This window comes from Streptomyces sp. NPDC000983, assembly GCF_040299205.1.
Lineage (GTDB): Bacteria > Actinomycetota > Actinomycetes > Streptomycetales > Streptomycetaceae > Streptomyces.
Window position 1 is genome coordinate 21,135 of sequence record NZ_JBEPBM010000027.1, and the last position, 17,075, is coordinate 38,209.

Below are 17,075 nucleotides of genomic sequence, written 5' to 3' on the forward strand. Positions count from 1 at the left end.
TGAAGGCCCTGCGGCGGGTGCCGCAACGCCCTCTCCGCGCCCCCTCCGGGGCTGTCGCGGAGCCTCCGACCACGAAAGCGGCCAACCATGCGCGTCTACGTCCCCCTGACCCTCACTGGTCTCGCCGAGGCGTACCGGACGGGCGAACTGGGGAGCGGGCCGGCGTACGCGGTGACACCCGCGCTGCGCGAGTGGTACCTCTCCGACGACATCGAGGAACTGGAGTACGCGGCGCTGAACCGGGCCGCGCTGGCGTCCCTGCGGCTGCTGGCGGCGGACCTCGGGGCCGTGCGGCGCCGGGTGGTCGTCGCGGCCGACGTGCCCGACGGGGCGGCCGCCGCCCCCGACGGGGGACCGGACCCGGAGGCCCTCGGCGAGGTGCTGATGGCCGCCGCGGTGCCGCTGGCCAAGGCGGCCGCGGTGCACGTCGACGGCGGGGACGCGGAGGCGGACGTGGCCGCGGCCGCGCGGGCGCTCGCGGCCGCGGACGACGGGGACGACGACGCCCGGTCCGTCGTGGACGGGGCCGAGGACCACGAACTGCTCTGGTACGCGACCCAGGAGATCCCGAGCCTGGTCGCCCCCGCCGGCTGAGCCCGACTCCCTCCCGCATCCTGCCCTTGACCTGCGGTTCTCTTGATTGTCAGTGGGGCCGGGTACGTTTTGTGCATGGGGAAGCGAGAAGGGGCGCACATCGTCTGGGACTGGAACGGGACGCTGTTCCACGACAACGACGCGATCATCGGGGCCACGAACGCGGCCTTCGGCGAGCTGGGGCTCGCCCCGATCACGATGGAGCAGTACCGGGCGCTGTACTGCGTGCCGGTACCCAAGTTCTACGAGCGGCTGATGGGCCGGCTGCCCACGGACGCCGAGTGGGAGGTCATGGACGGGACCTTCCACCGCCACTACGCCGAGCACCGTACGCGGTGCGCCCTGACCGAGGGCGTCACCGAGCTGCTCACGGGCTGGGGCGCGGGCGGGCACAGCCAGTCGATCCTCAGCATGTACGTGCACGACGAGCTGGTGCCGCTGGTGCGCGGGTTCGGCATCGAGACGCACTTCGTACGGGTGGACGGGCGGACCGGACCGTCCGGGGGCAGCAAGGCCGAGCACATGGTGCGCCACCTCGGCGCGCTGACCGGGGTGGACCCGGCGCGGACGGTCGTGATCGGGGACGCGGCCGACGACGCCGTGGCCGCGCTGCACGTGGGGGCGCGGGCCGTGCTGTACACCGGGGGATCGCACAGCCGGGCCAGTCTGGAGGGCGCGGGGGTGCCCGTGGTGGACACGTTGGAGGAGGCCGTGGCGGAGGCGGCGCGGCTCGCGGCGTAGCCGTCGGAACCGGGGCTGGAACAAGGGGCGGGACAAGGACCGGGACAAGGGGCCGGAATCGGACGGTCCGGGGTGGGCGAGCGGATGCGGACCCGTTCCGGGACTGTGCAGAACGTCAAACTTCGACCCCCGGTTTTGTACACATACGGCTCATGACGGGCCCCCGGTAATCAGCGATAGCCTGGTGGCGTGATCAGCGCGATAGCTCGCGGGGGCGTTGTTGCCCCTGCCCTGCGCCCGGCGAGCACGGACGACATCCGTGGCCGGGCGGCGGTCGCTGGTCTTCGCGAGCGGGGTGGGGACAAGAGGGTCCCCACGGTGACGCGCGAGCCCTCGGTGACGGCAGCGCGCAGCGCGGCGCCACATCCGTCGAGCACGGCGACATTGGCTGATATCCCCCCGCTCGTCTCACCTCGCGGCATAGCGTCGAAGCAGACCGGACACCCCGCGTCGCGACGTTGTGCCGGAGGGGACGAGACCGTACTTCCTTCAACGTCACGCAACGGCGCGCGACAGGAGCCAGAGGACAATGCAGACCAAGCTGGACGAAGCAAAGGCCGAGCTGCTGGAGAGGGCCGCTCGGGTAGCTGAGAACAGCCCGGTCGGGGGGCACCTTCCGACCGGGACCACGGGCGAGGGCACCCCGGACCGGGACACCGTGCTCTCGTTCCTCCAGCGTTACTACCTGCACACCGCCCCGGAGGACCTCGCCGACCGGGACCCGGTCGACGTCTTCGGAGCCGCCTACTCGCACTACCGGCTGGCCGAGACCCGACCGCAGGGAACGGCCAACGTGCGGGTCCACACCCCGACCGTCGAGGAGAACGGCTGGACGTGCAGCCACTCCGTCGTCGAGGTCGTCACCGACGACATGCCCTTCCTGGTCGACTCGGTCACCAACGAGCTGACCCGTCAGGGGCGGGGCATCCACGTCGTCATCCACCCCCAGGTCGTCGTCCGCCGCGATGTCACCGGCAGGCTCGTCGAGGTGCTGCCCACCCCGCCGGCCGCCGCCGAGCGCCCGCACGACACGCACACCGAGTCCTGGATCCACGTCGAGATCGACCGGGAGACCGACCGCGCCGACCTCAAGCAGATCACCGCCGATCTGCTGCGCGTCCTGTCCGACGTCCGCGAGGCCGTCGAGGACTGGGAGAAGATGCGGGACGCCGCGGTTCGCCTCTCCGAGGACCTGGCCCAGGAGCATGTCCCCGGCGACCTGCCCGCCGCCGAGGTCGAGGAGGCCCGCGAGCTGCTCCAGTGGCTCGGCGCCGACCACTTCACCTTCCTCGGCTACCGCGAGTACGAGCTGCGCGAGGACGACTCGCTCGCCGCCGTGCCCGGCACCGGCCTCGGCATCCTGCGCTCCGACCCGCACCACGCCGGCGACGACGCCCACCCCGTCAGCCCCTCCTTCGAGCGGCTGCCCGCCGACGCCCGCGCCAAGGCGCGCGAGCACAAGCTGCTGGTCCTCACCAAGGCCAACAGCCGCGCCACCGTCCACCGGCCGTCGTACCTGGACTACATCGGTGTGAAGAAGTTCGACGCCGACGGCAACGTCGTCGGTGAGCGGCGCTTCCTCGGACTGTTCTCCTCCGCCGCCTACACCGAGTCCGTCCGGCGCGTCCCGGTCATCCGGCGCAAGGTCGACGACGTCCTCCGGCGCGCCGGCTTCTCGCCCAACAGCCACGACGGGCGCGACCTGCTCCAGATCCTGGAGACCTACCCGCGCGACGAGCTCTTCCAGACACCCGTCGACGAGCTCCAGACGATCGTCACCAGCGTGCTCTACCTCCAGGAGCGCCGGCGCCTCAGGCTCTACCTGCGCCAGGACGAATACGGGCGCTACTACTCCGCCCTCGTCTACCTGCCCCGCGACCGCTACACCACCGGGGTGCGGCTGCGGATCATCGACATCCTGAAGGAGGAACTCGGCGGCACCAGCGTCGACTTCACCGCCTGGAACACCGAGTCGATCCTGTCCCGGCTGCACTTCGTGGTCCGGGTCCCGCAGGGCACCGAGCTGCCGCAGCTCAGCGAAGCCGACAAGGAGCGCATCGAGGCCCGCCTGGTCGAGGCCGCCCGCTCCTGGGCCGACGGCTTCGCCGAGGCGCTCAACGCCGAACTCGGCGAGGAGCGGGCCGCGGAACTGCTGCGCCGCTACGGCAACGGCTTCCCCGAGGGCTACAAGGCCGACCACACCCCGCGCGCCGCGGTCGCCGACCTGGTCCACCTCGAACGGCTCGGCGAGGAGAAGAACTTCGCGCTCAGCCTGTACGAGCCGGTCGGCGCCGCCCCCGAGGAGCGCCGCTTCAAGATCTACCGCAAGGGCCCGGCGATCTACCTCTCCGCCGTCCTGCCCGTGCTCAACCGGCTCGGCGTCGAGGTCATCGACGAGCGGCCCTACGAACTGCGCTCCTCGGACCGCACGTCGGCCTGGATCTACGACTTCGGCCTGCGCATGCCGAAGTCGCAGAACGGCGGCGACTACGGCGGCGACGACGCCCGCGAGCGCGTCCAGGAGGCGTTCTCCGCGACCTGGACCGGACAGGCCGAGAACGACGGCTTCAACGCGCTGGTGCTGGCCGCCGGGCTGACCTGGCGGCAGGCGATGGTGCTGCGCGCCTACGCCAAGTACCTGCGCCAGGCCGGTTCCACCTTCAGCCAGGACTACATGGAGGACACCCTCCGCAACAACGTCCACACCACCCGGCTGCTCGTCTCGCTGTTCGAGGCGCGGATGTCGCCGGACCGCCAGCGCGCCGGCCGCGAGATCGTGGACGCCCTGCTGGAGGAGCTCGACGCGGCCCTGGACCAGGTGGCCAGCCTCGACGAGGACCGGATTCTCAGGTCCTTCCTCACCGTGATCAAGGCGACCCTGCGGACCAACTTCTTCCAGGAGGCGACGGGCGGCCGCCCGCACGACTACGTCTCCATGAAGTTCGACCCGCAGGCCATCCCCGACCTGCCGGCGCCGCGTCCGGCGTACGAGATCTGGGTGTACTCGCCGCGGGTCGAGGGCGTGCATCTGAGGTTCGGCAAGGTCGCGCGCGGCGGTCTGCGCTGGTCCGACCGGCGTGAGGACTTCCGGACCGAGATCCTCGGCCTGGTCAAGGCGCAGATGGTGAAGAACACCGTCATCGTGCCGGTCGGCGCCAAGGGCGGCTTCGTCGCCAAGCACCTCCCCGACCCCTCGGTGGACCGGGACGCCTGGCTGGCCGAGGGCATCGCCAGCTACAAGACGTTCATCTCGGCGCTGCTCGACATCACCGACAACATGGTGGCCGGCGAGGTCGTGCCCCCGGCGGACGTGGTCCGCCACGACGAGGACGACACTTACCTGGTCGTCGCCGCCGACAAGGGCACCGCGACCTTCTCCGACATCGCCAACGGGGTCGCCGAGCAGTACAACTTCTGGCTCGGTGACGCCTTCGCCTCCGGCGGTTCGGCCGGCTATGACCACAAGGGCATGGGCATCACCGCCCGCGGTGCCTGGGAGTCCGTCAAGCGGCACTTCCGCGAGCTGGGTGTGGACACGCAGAGCGAGGACTTCACGGTCGTCGGCATCGGCGACATGTCCGGTGACGTGTTCGGCAACGGCATGCTGCTCAGCGAGCACATCCGGCTGGTCGCGGCCTTCGACCACCGGCACATCTTCATCGACCCCGTCCCGGACGCGGCCACCGGCTACGCCGAGCGCCGCCGCCTGTTCGAGCTGCCGCGCTCCAGCTGGGCCGACTACGACACCGACCTGATCTCGGCCGGCGGCGGGGTCTTCCCGCGCAGCGCCAAGGCCATCCCGGTCAACGCCCACATCCGCGAGGCCCTCGGCATCGAGGGCAAGGTGTCCAAGATGACGCCGGCCGAGCTGATGAAGGCGATCCTCCAGGCGCCGGTGGACCTGCTGTGGAACGGCGGCATCGGCACGTACGTCAAGGCGTCCACCGAGTCCAACGCGGACGTCGGCGACAAGGCCAACGACGCCATCCGGGTGGACGGCGCGGACCTGCGCGTCCAGGTCGTCGGCGAGGGCGGCAACCTCGGGCTGACCCAGCTCGGCCGGATCGAGTTCGCCCGGCAGGGTGGCAAGATCAACACCGATGCCATCGACAACAGCGCGGGCGTGGACACCTCCGACCACGAGGTGAACATCAAGATCCTGCTGAACGCGCTGGTGACCGAGGGCGACATGACCGTCAAGCAGCGCAACAAGCTGCTCGCGGAGATGACCGACGAGGTCGGCCGGCTGGTGCTGCGCAACAACTACGCGCAGAACACGGCCATCGCCAACGCGCTCGCCCAGTCCAAGGACATGCTCCACGCCCAGCAGCGCTACATGCGCCACCTGGTCCGCGAGGGCCACCTCGACCGGGCCCTGGAGTTCCTGCCCACCGACCGCCAGATCCGTGAGCGGCTCGGTGCCGGGGACGGCCTCACCGGCCCGGAGACGGCCGTACTGCTCGCGTACACGAAGATCACGGTCGCCGAGGAGCTGCTGCACACCTCACTGCCGGACGACCCGTACCTGAGCACGCTGCTGCACGCGTACTTCCCGAGCGCGCTGCGCGAGCGGTTCCCCGAGTACCTGGTCAGCCACCCGCTGCGCCGTGAGATCACCACGACCGTGCTGGTCAACGACACGGTCAACACCGGTGGTACGACCTATCTGCACCGGCTGCGCGAGGAGACCGGTGCCTCGCTGGAGGAGATCGTCCGGGCGCAGACCGTGGCCCGCGCGATCTTCCGCTCGGGCCCGGTGTGGGACGCGGTCGAGGCGCTCGACAACCAGGTCGAGGCCGGGGTCCAGACCCGGATCCGGCTGCACTCCCGGCGCCTGGTCGAGCGCGGCACGCGCTGGCTGCTCAACAACCGGCCGCAGCCGCTCCAGCTCGCCGACACCATCGACTTCTTCGGCGAGCGGGTGGAGCAGGTGTGGCAGCAGCTGCCGAACCTGCTGCGCGGCGCGGACCTGGAGTGGTACCAGCAGATCTTCGACGAACTGGTCGCCGTCGGCGTCCCGGACGCGCTGGCCACCAAGGTCGCCGGGTTCTCCTCGGCCTTCCCGGCGCTCGACATCGTCTCGGTGGCCGACCGCATGGACAAGGAGCCGCTGGACGTCGCCGAGGTCTACTACGACCTCGCCGACCGGCTGCACATCTCCCAGCTGATGGACCGCATCATCGAGCTGCCCCGCAACGACCGCTGGCAGTCGATGGCCCGCGCCTCCATCCGCGAGGACCTCTACGCCGCCCACGCGGCGCTGACCTCGGACGTGCTGGCCGTCGGCAACGGCACCTCCACACCGGAGCAGCGCTTCAAGGCGTGGGAGGAGAAGAACGCGGCGATCCTCGGCCGGGCGCGCACCACCCTGGAGGAGATCCAGGGCTCGGACGCCTTCGACCTCGCCAACCTGTCGGTGGCGATGCGGACGATGCGCACCCTGCTGCGGACGCACTCGTAGCGGACACGACGAAGGGCGCCCCGGACCGTCACGGTCCGGGGCGCCCTTCGTCGTCACAGGCGCCGTCAGGCGGGCTGGGGCTCGGCCGTCGCGGCCGGCTTCGGCTTGGGCTTCGGCTTCGCCCGGGGCTTCTTGTCGCCGGTGAAGGTCTCGTACTCCCTCAGGACGTCCTCGGTGGGGCCGTCCATGCGCAGCTCGCCGCGCTCCAGCCACAGCACCCGGTCGCAGGTGTCCCGGATCGACTTGTTGTTGTGGCTGACCAGGAACACCGTGCCCGCGTGCTTGCGCAGCTCGCGGATGCGGGCCTCGGAGCGCTTCTGGAAGGAGCGGTCGCCGGTGGCCAGGGCCTCGTCGATCAGGAGGACGTCGTGGTCCTTGGCGGCGGCGATGGAGAAGCGCAGCCGGGCGCCCATGCCGGAGGAGTAGGTGCGCATCGGCAGGGTGATGAAGTCGCCCTTCTCGTTGATCCCGGAGAAGTCGACGATCTCCTGGTAGCGCTCCTTGATCTGCTCCCGGGACATGCCCATGGCCAGGCCGCCGAGGTGGACGTTGCGCTCCCCGGTCAGGTCGCCCATCAGGGCCGCGTTCACGCCGAGCAGGGAGGGCTGGCCGTCGGTGTAGATGGCGCCGCTCTCCACCGGCAGCAGCCCCGCGACCGCCTTGAGCAGTGTCGACTTCCCGGAGCCGTTGGTGCCGATCAGCCCGATGGCCTCGCCCTTGTAGGCGACGAAGGACACCTCCCGCACGGCGTGCACGGTACGCACGCCCGCCGCCTTCTCGGACTGCTTGCGGCGCAGGATGCGGTTGAGGGCGGCGGTGGCGGAACCGCGGCCGGATCCGGTGCCGTTGACGCGGTAGACGATGTCGACGCGGTCGGCGATGACGGTGGGGCTCTGTTCCTCGGTGTTCTCAGCCACGGCCGTACGTCTCCTCAGCCTTCCAGAAGTAGATGAATCCGCCGACTCCGGCGAGCAGCGCCCAGCCCGCGGCGAGCGCCCACACGTGCGCCGGGAGCTGGCTCGCGTGGAAGCTGTCGATCAGCGCGAAGCGCATGAGGTCGATGTAGACGGCGGGCGGGTTGGCCTGGAGCACCGGGCCCACCCAGGACGGCCAGTCCTGGTGCTTGGTCAGCAGGTGGTCGATGCTCCACATCACGCCCGAGGTGTACATCCAGGTGCGCAGCACGAACGGCATCAGCTGGGCGATGTCCGGGGTCCGCGCGCCCACCCGGGCCATGATCATGGAGACGCCCGCGTTGAAGGTGAACTGGAGGACCAGCACCGGGAGGGCGAGCAGCCAGGACGCGGCGACCGGCACGCCGAAGGCGAGCAGGATGACGGCCAGGGCGCCCATCGAGAACAGCAGCTGCTGGAGCTGCTGGAGGCAGAACGAGATCGGCAGCGCGGCCCGCGGGAAGTGCAGGGCGCGCACCAGGCCGAGGTTGCCGGAGATGGCGCGGGTGCCGGCGAGGATCGAGCTCTGGGTGAAGGTCCAGATGAACACGCCCGTGACGAGGAACGGGACGTAGTCCGGGACGCCGTCCTTGGTGCCCAGCAGCACGCCGAAGATCAGGAAGTAGACGGCCGCGTTCAGCAGCGGGTTCATGATCTGCCAGAGCTGGCCGAGCTTGGCCTGGCTGTACTGGGCGGTGAGCTTGGCGGTGGAGAACGCGGCGATGAAGTGGCGCCGGGCCCACAGCTGGCGGACGTACTCGGGCAGGGTCGGGCGGGCGCCGCTGACCGCGAGGCCGTGGCGGGCGGCGAGGGCCGCGAGGTCGACGTCGACGGGTGGGGCCGTCGGTGTCGGGGGCGGTGTGTCGAGGACCTGGCTCACATCCGCTGCTTTCGCTCGGGGGGCGGGGGTGCGCGCGGCGGTGCGGTCCGTCGCCCCGTGTTTCCCCACGCGACTCCTGGCGTTCTCTTACGTCGGGACGGGACCGTATCGTCGCAACGTGAGCGTAGGCCGAACGTACGTCGGAACGCAACCGTTTCGTCGTTACGCCCCTATGCTGGTCGGCATGACGACGAACGCCGACGGGTCCCAGCCGCGTCCGCGCCGCCGGGCCCCCGCGGGGGCGGCCGTGCTGCGGGCGGACGTGACGGAGGCGATCCGGGCGGCCGTGTTCGAGGAGCTGGCGGCCGTCGGCTACGCGCGGATGTCGATCGAGGGGATCGCCCGCCGGGCCGGGGTCGGCAAGACGGCGGTGTACCGGCGGTGGCGGTCCAAGCTGCACCTGGTGCTGGACGTGGTGTCGGCGCTGGCCGTGCAGGGGCTGCCGGCCCCGGACACGGGGTCGCTGGAGGGCGATCTCAGGCTGCTGTACGAGGTGACGTCGAGGGCGCTGCGGCACCCCGTCGCCTCGCAGGTCATCCCGGACCTCCAGGCCGAGGCCGCCCGCAACCCGGAGATCGCCGAGGCGCTGCAGAAAGCGCTGCGGGAGGGGCAGGACGGGGTGGCGAGCGGCATCGTGGCGGCGGCTCAGCGGCGGGGCGAGATCCGCGCGGACGTCGACCACGAGCTGGCGCTGGACCTGATCTCGGGGCCGCTCTACTGGCGGTCGGTGGTCATCCGCAGCCCCAGGCTGCCGAAGGGGTACCTGGCCTCCCTGACCCGCGCCACGGCGGGAGCGCTCAGGGCGCTGTGAGGCGGGCGCGCACGGGGCTCACAGTGCCCTGAGCGCTCCCGGGTAGCGGCGTACCCAGCCCTCCCAGGCCGACGTGATCATGTCCTGGACGTCGTGCTTGGCCCGCCAGCCCAGCTCGTCGGCCGCCCGGTCTGCGGAGGCGACCACCCGGGCCGGGTCCCCGGGGCGCCGGGGGGTGACGGTCGGCGCGCGGTCGTGGCCGGTGATGGCGTTGATCCGGTCGATCATCTCCCGCACCGAGACGCCCTCGCCGCGTCCGATGTTGAGGGTCAGCTCCCGGCCGGGCCCGGACCCGAGCGCGCGGGCCGCCGCCACATGGGCCTCCGCCAGGTCGACGACGTGGATGTAGTCCCGCACGCAGGTGCCGTCCGGGGTCGGGTAGTCGGCGCCGAAGATGCGCGGGGGCTCGTCGGCGGTGAGCCGTTCGAAGACCATCGGGACGAGGTTGTGGACGCCCACGTCGGCGAGGTCCGGGGCGGCCGAGCCGGCCACGTTGAAGTAGCGCAGCGACGCCGTGGCGAGGCCGGTCGCCCGGGCCGTGGCGCCGACCAGCCACTCGCCCACCAGCTTGGTCTCGCCGTACGGCGACATCGGCGCGCACGGGGTCTCCTCGGTGACCAGGTCCACGTCCGGCATGCCGTACACCGCGGCCGAGGAGGAGAACACGAACGAGGGAACGCCGGCCGCCGTCACCGCCTCCAGCAGGGTCCGCAGGCCCTCCACGTTCTCCCGGTAGTAGCGCAGCGGCTGCCGCACCGACTCGCCGACCTGCTTCTTCGCCGCGAGGTGCACGACCCCGGTGATCCCGTGGTCGGCCACGGCGCGGGAGACGCCCTCGGCGTCGAGCGTGGAGCCCACCAGTAGGGGGACGCCGTCGGGCACGCGCTCGGCGATACCGGTGGACAGGTCGTCGTAGACCACCGTGCGCTCGCCCGCCTCGGTCATCGCCCTCACGACATGCGCCCCGATGTAGCCGGCGCCGCCGGTGATCAGCCAGGTCATGTGCGGCCGTCCCCTCGTTGAATGGCCCGTGCGTGGAGCATAGCCACTCGGTTTGGCCGCCCATGGGGGATAAGTACGGAAAGTTTTCCCCGTTACGGCGTGGCCGCCGACGCGGCCGCCGCGTCCAGGGCCGTCGTGAGTGCGTCCAGCCGGGTCCGCAGGTCGCCGATCTCCGCCACGTCGAAGCCGGTGGCCGCCGCGATCCGGCGCGGCACCTCGAGGGCCCGCTCCCGCAGCGCCGAGCCCTCCCCGGTCAGCCGCACCTCGACCGACCGCTCGTCGCGGGTGCTGCGCTCACGGCGCAGGAGTCCGGCCGCCTCCAGCCGCTTGAGCAGCGGCGAGAGGGTGCCGGAGTCGAGGCGCAGGTGCTCGCCCAGCCGCTTGACGGGCATGTCGCCGTGTTCCCAGAGCACCAGCATGACCAGGTACTGCGGGTAGGTCAGGCCGAGGTCCTTGAGGATCACGCGGTAGACGCCGTTGAAGGCGCGGGCCGCCGCGTGCAGGGAGAAGCAGATCTGGCGGTCCAGGCGGAGCCATTCCTCCTGGGGGGCGTCGGGTGTCCCGGTCCGGTTCATGGCTCCAGGGTAGCTCTTGCCCGCCATTCAGTTGTGCACAATTTAATTGTGTGCTCTACTTGGGTCCGTCAGCGAGCCCCGACTTCTCCCCAGGGACGGTTCATCCATGGACGCCATCTACACCGCCGTCGCCACCGCCACCCACGGCCGCGAGGGCCGCGCCGTCAGCTCCGACGGCAGGCTCGACCTCCAGCTCGCGCCGCCGGTGGAGCTCGGCGGCAACGGCGAGGGCACCAACCCCGAGCAGCTGTTCGCCGCCGGCTACGCCGCCTGTTTCGCCAGCGCCCTCGGTCTGGTCGGCCGTCAGGCCAAGGTGGACGTCACCGAGGCCGCCGTCACCGGTGAGGTCGGTATCGGCAAGCAGGGCCAGGGCTTCGGGCTGAAGGTGACGCTCCGCGTCGAGCTGCCCGACACCGTGGACGAGGCCACCGGGCGCAAGCTGGTCGAGCAGGCGCACCAGGTCTGCCCGTACTCCAACGCCACCCGCGGCAACATCGACGTCGACCTCGTCGTCGAGTAGTCACACCCCCGCCCGGGGCGTCGAGCGGTCACCCGCCGACCCGCGCCAGCACCTCCCCGGTGCGCGGGCTCCACGCCACCACCACGGCCTCCTCGGGCAGCGTGCGCGAGCGCGTCAGCAGCAGCCAGCGCACATGGTGGCGGCGGACGACGGCGGCGCGCTCGGCGCGGGTCGCACCCGGGGAGAGGTAGGCGCGCACGTCGTCGAGGCGTGCGCGCCGCTGCCGTTCGTCCAGTGCCGCGTCGGGCCGGACGGGCGCGGCCAGATTCGCGCCGTAGCCCGCGACGGAGCGCACCGCGTAGTACCCGTCGGCGATCACCACCTCGCCGGGCCGGATGTGCTGGGCGGCCCACTCGTACGTCGGCCAGCGCGGCGGCTGCGCGAAGCCGACCGGGTCCAGGGAGCGCGGGACGACGGCCCCGGCCTGCACCGACAGGAAGCCCAGACAGGCGCCGGCTGCCGCGGCGGCGCCCAGGGCTCGGCGCCACGCCCGCCAGGGGCGCGGCGCCGACAGCTCCACCGCGAGCGCCAACTGCGCGGGCACGAGGGCGAGTCCGGGGCCGAGGACGCCGGCTGCGGAGCCGATCGCGAGCGGCGCGAAGAGCAGCACCAGCGGATCGCGCCAGGCCGACCGGCGTCCGCGCAGCCACAGGGCCGGCAGGCCCAGCAGGGCGAGCCAGACGGCACCGACGCCGACCACGGTGAGGCCGTGGTGCGGGGCGAGGGCGCGGAGGCCGGTCCAGGGCCAGAGCGCGGCCGTCGCCGGCGCGGTGGCCGCGATCACGAGCAGGGCGCGGACCTGAGCGGGTCGGCTGCGCGGAGCTGAGCCCTCGTCGGCAGGCGCGGCGCGGTCGTGCGGCGCCGGGTCCTTGTCGGCCGGAGCAGGCTGGCCGTGCGGCGCCGAGTCCCCGTCGGCCGGAGCGGCCCGACCGTGCGGAGCTGAGCCCCCGTCGGCCGGAGCGGCCCGACTGTCCGGCGCTGAGCCCCCGTCGGCGGGCGCGGCCCGCCCCACGGTGAACGCCACCGCCCCCAGCGCCGCGCCCACCCCGGTGACCGGGTCCACCAGCAGGATCACGCCGTACAGGACGCCCACGCCCGCGCACCGCGCCGGGCCCGCCTTCCGGCCCCGCGCCCCGGTCAGCGCCCAGGCCCAGAAGGTCAGCCCGATCGCGAACGTCGACGGGTTGCCCAGGTTTCCCGTCAGCGCCATCAGGCCGAGAGCACCGCTCCCGTGCGCCCGTTCGGTTCCCCACAGCAGGGTCATCGCCGCCAGTGCCAGCACCGGGGCCCACGGACGCGGGGTCAGCAGCCGCACCAGGCGCCCGGCGCCGGTCAGCAGGACCAGCAGGTTCAGCGGGCCCGCGAGCCGCAGCACCTCCCAGCCGCCCAGCCCCGTCAGCCGGGCGAACAGCCCCTGCGCCACCGCGTACGGCGAGTAGGCCGCGCTGCCGTCGCCCGGCAGGTCCGCCGTGGGGTGCCGGGGTTCCAGGAGGCTCGCCCGCAGCCGTTCCACCACCGCCGCGTGCTGGCCCGCCTCGCAGCACAGCGGCAGCCGCCAGTAGGCCAGCGACATCAGCAGCCAGAACAGGAAACCGAAGAACTGGTACGGGGTGGGGCGCCAGGCACGGCCGCCGCGGAGCGCGGTCGCGCCGAGTGCGGCCCGCCTGGCCAGAAGCGTCTGCGGCATCTGCTGGATGTTCCCGGCCGGCCGGGAGGCCGACCCGGCGTCACCTCAAGGAGTGAGCCCGATCGGCGGTCCCCTGCACCGGCAGCGACACCTGCGCGCGCAGCAGCTGCTCCAGCAGCAGCGGGAGACCGAGCACCGGGAGCAGCCAGGCCAGGACGATCAGCCGCCCGCCCCCGATGGCGACGTCCGGGTGCCCGGCCTGGGTGAGGAACCCGGTGACCGCGGCCGCGATCAGGAACGCGCCGAACACCGGCCTGCGCAGCGCCCCCCACAGCCCCGCGCACAGTGCGGCCAGGAACAGCGGTTCCCAGAACTGGCGGCGCGCCCACTCCATCCAGTAGTTCCCGGTCAGCTGGAGGAACTCCGGCCACGGGTCGGTCAGGTCGGGGCGGGTGAAGTGGTCGGCGAGCAGATCCTGGACGCTCTCCGAGGCCGCCGGATAGCCGAGCAGTTTCGCCAGCACCGACGTCAGCACGGCCGCGCCCAGGCCGATCCCCGTGATCACCACGACGTCCCGGCGGGGCGCCCGGCCCCCGCGCCACCGGGCCAGTACGACCAGCGCGCCCGCGACGGCCAGGCACACCCCGAGGAACAGCGCCTGCGAGTGCTTCACGGCGAACAGCGCGAGCAGCGCGCCCGCGACCAGCGCCGGCCCCGCCCGCCGCCCGTGCAGGGTCAGCGCGCAGCCCCACACGGCGGCCAGCGTCAGCGCCATCAGCAGGCCCTCCGTCATGGGCCGCATCGCGACCGTCCCGCACGGCAGGACGTAGTACAGCGCCTGCCCCGCCAGGGCGAGCGGCAGCGGCAGGGACAGCGTCCGCAGGATCAGGAAGGCCAGCACCCCGCCCGCCACCGCCACCGTGACGCTCGCCGCCCACACCCCCCAGGTCACCCCGAACAGCGTCAGGAACGGCACCAGGAGGACCGGGTAGCCCGGCCGCACCTCGAAGATCCGCATGAACCGCTCCGAGGCGAACGGCGCGGTGTGCCCGGCCGTCTGCCCGGCCGCCAGCCGCCGGTCCACCCCGGACCACAGCTCGGCCCGGCACGCGGCCTCGACCGCGGGCGCGGGGTCCGGGCGGTGGAAGCGGACCACGTCGACGTTCTGCGCGCGGTGCGCCATCGACGCCTTGCTCGCGCAGTAGTGGTCGATGGCGCCCTCGGCCGCCGCCCGCTTGCTCTCACCGCTCAGACTCAGCGCGTACGAGATGTAGTTGCGGGTGTCGGGGGTGTCCCGGCCGGTGACGTTCGCCAGTTGCATCACGGCGAAGACGGCGGCCAGCAGCAGCACCCAGGTGCGCGGCCTCATGACGCCACCAGCCGGCCGCCGGGACGCGGGGCGGGACGCCAGGTGGGGGGCCGGCTCGGCGTGGGCCGCGAAGGGCTGGAGGACATGTGAACTCCCCTGCGAGGGAACGGCGTTCAGAAGGGGGCGGTGCGACCACGAAGGGGCGGCGCGTTCGGAGAGGCGCGGCGCGCTCGGAGAGGTCGGCGCGGTCAGAGGCGGTCGGTCAGCGACAGCGGGCCCGCCGGCCGCGGCAGCGTGGTGGACGGCGGCTGCGTCCGGGCCGCCGCCGACGGCACCGGGTGCCGTTCGTCGAGCGGCACCACCGGCGGCAGACCCCGCTCGCCGAGCACCAGGTGCCGCACCACCCGCTCGGCGGCCCGCCCGTCGTCGTAGGGGCAGAAGCGGGTCCGGAACGCCGAGCGCAGTTGCGCCGAGCGGGAGCCGCGCCAGTGGCCGGTGGTGAAGATGTCGACCAGTTCGTCCTCGCTGCGCGCCACCGCGCCCGGGGGGAAGGCGCGCAGGTCGAAGTAGGTGCCGCGGGCCGCCTCGTAGGCCTCCGGGTCGTCGGCGTGGATCACGATCGGGCGGTCCAGGCCCGCGTAGTCGAACATGATCGACGAGTAGTCGGTGACCAGGGCGTCCGAGGCGAGACAGAGGGCCTCCACGCTCGGGTGCGCGGAGACGTCGATGACCCGGGCCGAGCCGGCCTCGGGGGCGAGCGGGCCGCCGTGCCGGCGGTGGGCGCGGGCCAGGACCACGTAACGGGGGCCGAGCCGGGCCGTCAGCCGGTCCAGGTCCAGCCGGGCGACCTGGGTGCGGCGGTAGTCGCGGGGCGTCGGCGCGTACAGGACCGCCACCGCGTCGGCGGGGACGCCGAGCGACTCGCGCAGCCGGTTCACCTCCGCCGAAGTCGCCTGCTGGAACACGTCGTTGCGCGGCTGGCCGTACTCCAGGGTCCGGTAGCTGCCGGGCAGCACCCGCTCCCAGACCAGCGTGGAGTGGCGGTTGGCGGAGACGACGTAGTCCCAGGTGGCGGCGGTGGCGAGGAGCGCGTCGGCGTCCAGGCCGGCGGCGGCCGCGGGGCGTTCCAGCAGGTCCAGGCCCATCCGCTTCAGGGGGGTGCCGGACCGGGTCTGCACGACGATCTGGCCCGGCCGCTTGACCAGCCGGCGGTCGAGGCCGGTGTTGTCGATCAGGTACCGGGAGCGGGCGAGCGCCGTCCAGTGGGCGGCCGTTCCGGGGGTGATACGGCGGGTGGCGGCCGGCACCGTGTGGTGGTGCCGCGGGTGCGCGACCCACGCGGTGCGGACGTGCGGGGCGTGCGCGCGGAACGCCTGCTCCAGCGCGCCCGGGTTGCAGCCGTGGCCCTGGCCGTCGTACGCGGTGAAGACGGCCCGGTCCGCGCGCAGGGGCAGGCGGAGCTGGACCCGGTAGTGCAGGCGCAGGGCCGCCGAGCGCAGGGCGCCCAGGAGTTTCACGGCGCGCTTGGCGCTCCTGCGGCGCAGCACCCCGGCCCCGCGCAGGGTCCGGTAGGTGCGGTGCAGGCCCAGCCGGACCAGGGCGTGCCGGACGCGCTCGCGCAGGGGTGCGGGGGCGCCCGGGGCGCCCGGGGCGCGGTGGCGGCGGCAGTGGGCGCGGGCCAGCCGCAGGAACTCGGCGCGGGCGGCGCGGGGGAGCGCTTCGCGGCGGGCGGCCACCGCCGCCAGGTGGTCCAGCATCCGGCGGAACAGCACCGGCCGCCACCGGTCGAGCCCGGGGCGGCCGGAGAGGAACGCGAAGACCCGGTCGTACTGCTCGAAGAGGTCGAGGTGGCGGCGGCCGGAGGTGCGCGAGGTGCCGACGTGGTGCACGCAGACCCGGTCCAGGGTCGCGATCGACTCCGCCGCCATCAGGACCGGGCAGGTCCACGGGGTGTCCTCGTAGTGGCCGGAGGGGAAGGAGAAGCCCTCGCGCTCGACGAACTCCCGCCGGCAGACCTGGTTCCGGGTGGCCGCAGTCAGCCGCAGCAGGCCCGGCCGGTCGGCGAGCCGGAACGGCGCCGGGCCCTCCTCGGTGAGCCGGGCGGGCCCCTCGTCGCGGACCGGCACTCCCCTGGGGTCGACCCGGGCGTGGCCCAGGACCAGGACGTCCGGCTCGCCGGTCTCCTTCAGCCGGTCGGCGACGGCGGCGAGGGCGCCCGGGGCGAGGGTGTCGCCGCCGTCGAGGAACAGCAGGTAGTCGCCGGCCGCCTCGGCCGCCCCCGCGTTGCGGGCCGGACCCGCGCCCTGGTTGCGCGCCAGGCGCAGCGACCGTACGCGGGGGTCCGCGGCCGCGCACTCGTCGATGATCGCGCCGCAGGCGTCCGGTGACGCGTCGTCGACGGCGATCAGTTCGAGATCGGAGAACGACTGGGAGAGCACCGACTCCAGGCACGCGTTCAGATACGCCTGAACCTTGTACGCGGGGACGATGACACTGAACCTGGGCAAGGGGACATCCATGGGTCGGCGCGGGCGGTGGGACGGGACGGGCCCGGCCCGGGAACGGCCGATCGACCGAGCGGGTTACGTTGCGCTACGGCATC

The 17,075-nt window shown here is 72.9% G+C and carries 12 protein-coding genes; 5 read left to right on the forward strand and 7 right to left on the reverse strand.

Annotation, left to right across the window (positions count from 1 at the left end):
- Positions 1 to 87 precede the first annotated feature (87 nt).
- The 3 genes from ABT296_RS26920 (at position 88) to ABT296_RS26930 (ending at position 6,796) form a co-directional block, all read left to right on the forward strand.
- A complete protein-coding gene (locus tag ABT296_RS26920; RefSeq protein ID WP_351931224.1) occupies positions 88 to 594 on the forward strand; it encodes a DUF6912 family protein in 507 nt (168 codons plus the stop codon).
- A 75-nt stretch (positions 595 to 669) separates the two neighbouring features.
- Complete coding sequence (locus tag ABT296_RS26925) at positions 670 to 1,335, forward strand: HAD family hydrolase (RefSeq protein WP_351931225.1); 666 nt, start codon at positions 670 to 672, stop codon at positions 1,333 to 1,335.
- A 529-nt stretch (positions 1,336 to 1,864) separates the two neighbouring features.
- Entirely contained in the window at positions 1,865 to 6,796 is a 4,932-nt protein-coding gene (locus tag ABT296_RS26930; RefSeq protein ID WP_351931226.1) for an NAD-glutamate dehydrogenase, read from the forward strand.
- Between the two features lie 65 nt (positions 6,797 to 6,861).
- On the opposite strand, the gene ABT296_RS26935 is transcribed toward ABT296_RS26930, so the two are convergent.
- Positions 6,862 to 7,713 (reverse strand): ABC transporter ATP-binding protein, encoded by an 852-nt coding sequence (locus tag ABT296_RS26935; RefSeq protein ID WP_351931227.1) that lies wholly within the window; start codon positions 7,711 to 7,713, stop codon positions 6,862 to 6,864.
- On the reverse strand, positions 7,706 to 8,629 hold the full coding sequence (locus tag ABT296_RS26940; protein ID WP_351931228.1) for an ABC transporter permease: 924 nt from the start codon (positions 8,627 to 8,629) through the stop codon (positions 7,706 to 7,708). The genes ABT296_RS26935 and ABT296_RS26940 overlap by 8 nt, the downstream gene beginning before the upstream one ends.
- A gap of 184 nt (positions 8,630 to 8,813) precedes the next feature.
- On the opposite strand from ABT296_RS26940, the gene ABT296_RS26945 reads away from it, so the two are divergent.
- A complete protein-coding gene (locus ABT296_RS26945; protein ID WP_351931229.1) occupies positions 8,814 to 9,440 on the forward strand; it encodes a TetR/AcrR family transcriptional regulator in 627 nt (208 codons plus the stop codon).
- An 18-nt stretch (positions 9,441 to 9,458) separates the two neighbouring features.
- Here ABT296_RS26945 and galE read toward each other — a convergent pair whose 3' ends face one another.
- Together galE and ABT296_RS26955 are read right to left on the reverse strand one after the other, a co-directional pair.
- Entirely contained in the window at positions 9,459 to 10,442 is a 984-nt protein-coding gene (galE, locus tag ABT296_RS26950; protein WP_351931230.1) for a UDP-glucose 4-epimerase GalE, read from the reverse strand.
- 92 nt (positions 10,443 to 10,534) lie between these two features.
- Positions 10,535 to 11,044 carry a MarR family winged helix-turn-helix transcriptional regulator gene (locus tag ABT296_RS26955; protein ID WP_502977335.1) on the reverse strand — a complete coding sequence of 170 codons (510 nt, stop codon included), beginning with the start codon at positions 11,042 to 11,044 and terminating at the stop codon, positions 10,535 to 10,537.
- Between the two features lie 79 nt (positions 11,045 to 11,123).
- Here ABT296_RS26955 and ABT296_RS26960 point away from each other — a divergent pair, with 79 nt between their 5' ends.
- Positions 11,124 to 11,537: an organic hydroperoxide resistance protein gene (locus ABT296_RS26960; protein ID WP_351931232.1), complete on the forward strand. Its 414-nt coding sequence runs from the start codon at positions 11,124 to 11,126 to the stop codon at positions 11,535 to 11,537.
- 28 nt (positions 11,538 to 11,565) lie between these two features.
- On the opposite strand, the gene ABT296_RS26965 is transcribed toward ABT296_RS26960, so the two are convergent.
- From ABT296_RS26965 to ABT296_RS26975, 3 genes are all read right to left on the reverse strand, one after another.
- Positions 11,566 to 13,224, reverse strand: coding sequence for a hypothetical protein (locus tag ABT296_RS26965; protein WP_351931233.1), 1,659 nt, complete (start codon positions 13,222 to 13,224; stop codon positions 11,566 to 11,568).
- Between the two features lie 40 nt (positions 13,225 to 13,264).
- On the reverse strand, positions 13,265 to 14,533 hold the full coding sequence (locus ABT296_RS26970) for a hypothetical protein (protein WP_351931234.1): 1,269 nt from the start codon (positions 14,531 to 14,533) through the stop codon (positions 13,265 to 13,267).
- Between the two features lie 188 nt (positions 14,534 to 14,721).
- Positions 14,722 to 16,980 (reverse strand): bifunctional glycosyltransferase/CDP-glycerol:glycerophosphate glycerophosphotransferase, encoded by a 2,259-nt coding sequence (locus tag ABT296_RS26975; RefSeq protein ID WP_351931235.1) that lies wholly within the window; start codon positions 16,978 to 16,980, stop codon positions 14,722 to 14,724.
- Between the last annotated feature and the right edge of the window lie 95 nt (positions 16,981 to 17,075).

Coding starts and splice junctions, on each gene's coding strand:
- ABT296_RS26920 (WP_351931224.1), top strand. CDS start 88: ATGCGCGTCTACGTCCCCCTGACCCTCACTGGTCTCGCCGAGGCGTAC.
- ABT296_RS26965 (WP_351931233.1), bottom strand. CDS start 13,224: ATGCCGCAGACGCTTCTGGCCAGGCGGGCCGCACTCGGCGCGACCGCG.
- ABT296_RS26945 (WP_351931229.1), top strand. CDS start 8,814: ATGACGACGAACGCCGACGGGTCCCAGCCGCGTCCGCGCCGCCGGGCC.
- ABT296_RS26955 (WP_502977335.1), bottom strand. CDS start 11,044: ATGGCGGGCAAGAGCTACCCTGGAGCCATGAACCGGACCGGGACACCC.
- galE (WP_351931230.1), bottom strand. CDS start 10,442: ATGACCTGGCTGATCACCGGCGGCGCCGGCTACATCGGGGCGCATGTC.
- ABT296_RS26970 (WP_351931234.1), bottom strand. CDS start 14,533: ATGAGGCCGCGCACCTGGGTGCTGCTGCTGGCCGCCGTCTTCGCCGTG.
- ABT296_RS26930 (WP_351931226.1), top strand. CDS start 1,865: ATGCAGACCAAGCTGGACGAAGCAAAGGCCGAGCTGCTGGAGAGGGCC.
- ABT296_RS26925 (WP_351931225.1), top strand. CDS start 670: ATGGGGAAGCGAGAAGGGGCGCACATCGTCTGGGACTGGAACGGGACG.
- ABT296_RS26960 (WP_351931232.1), top strand. CDS start 11,124: ATGGACGCCATCTACACCGCCGTCGCCACCGCCACCCACGGCCGCGAG.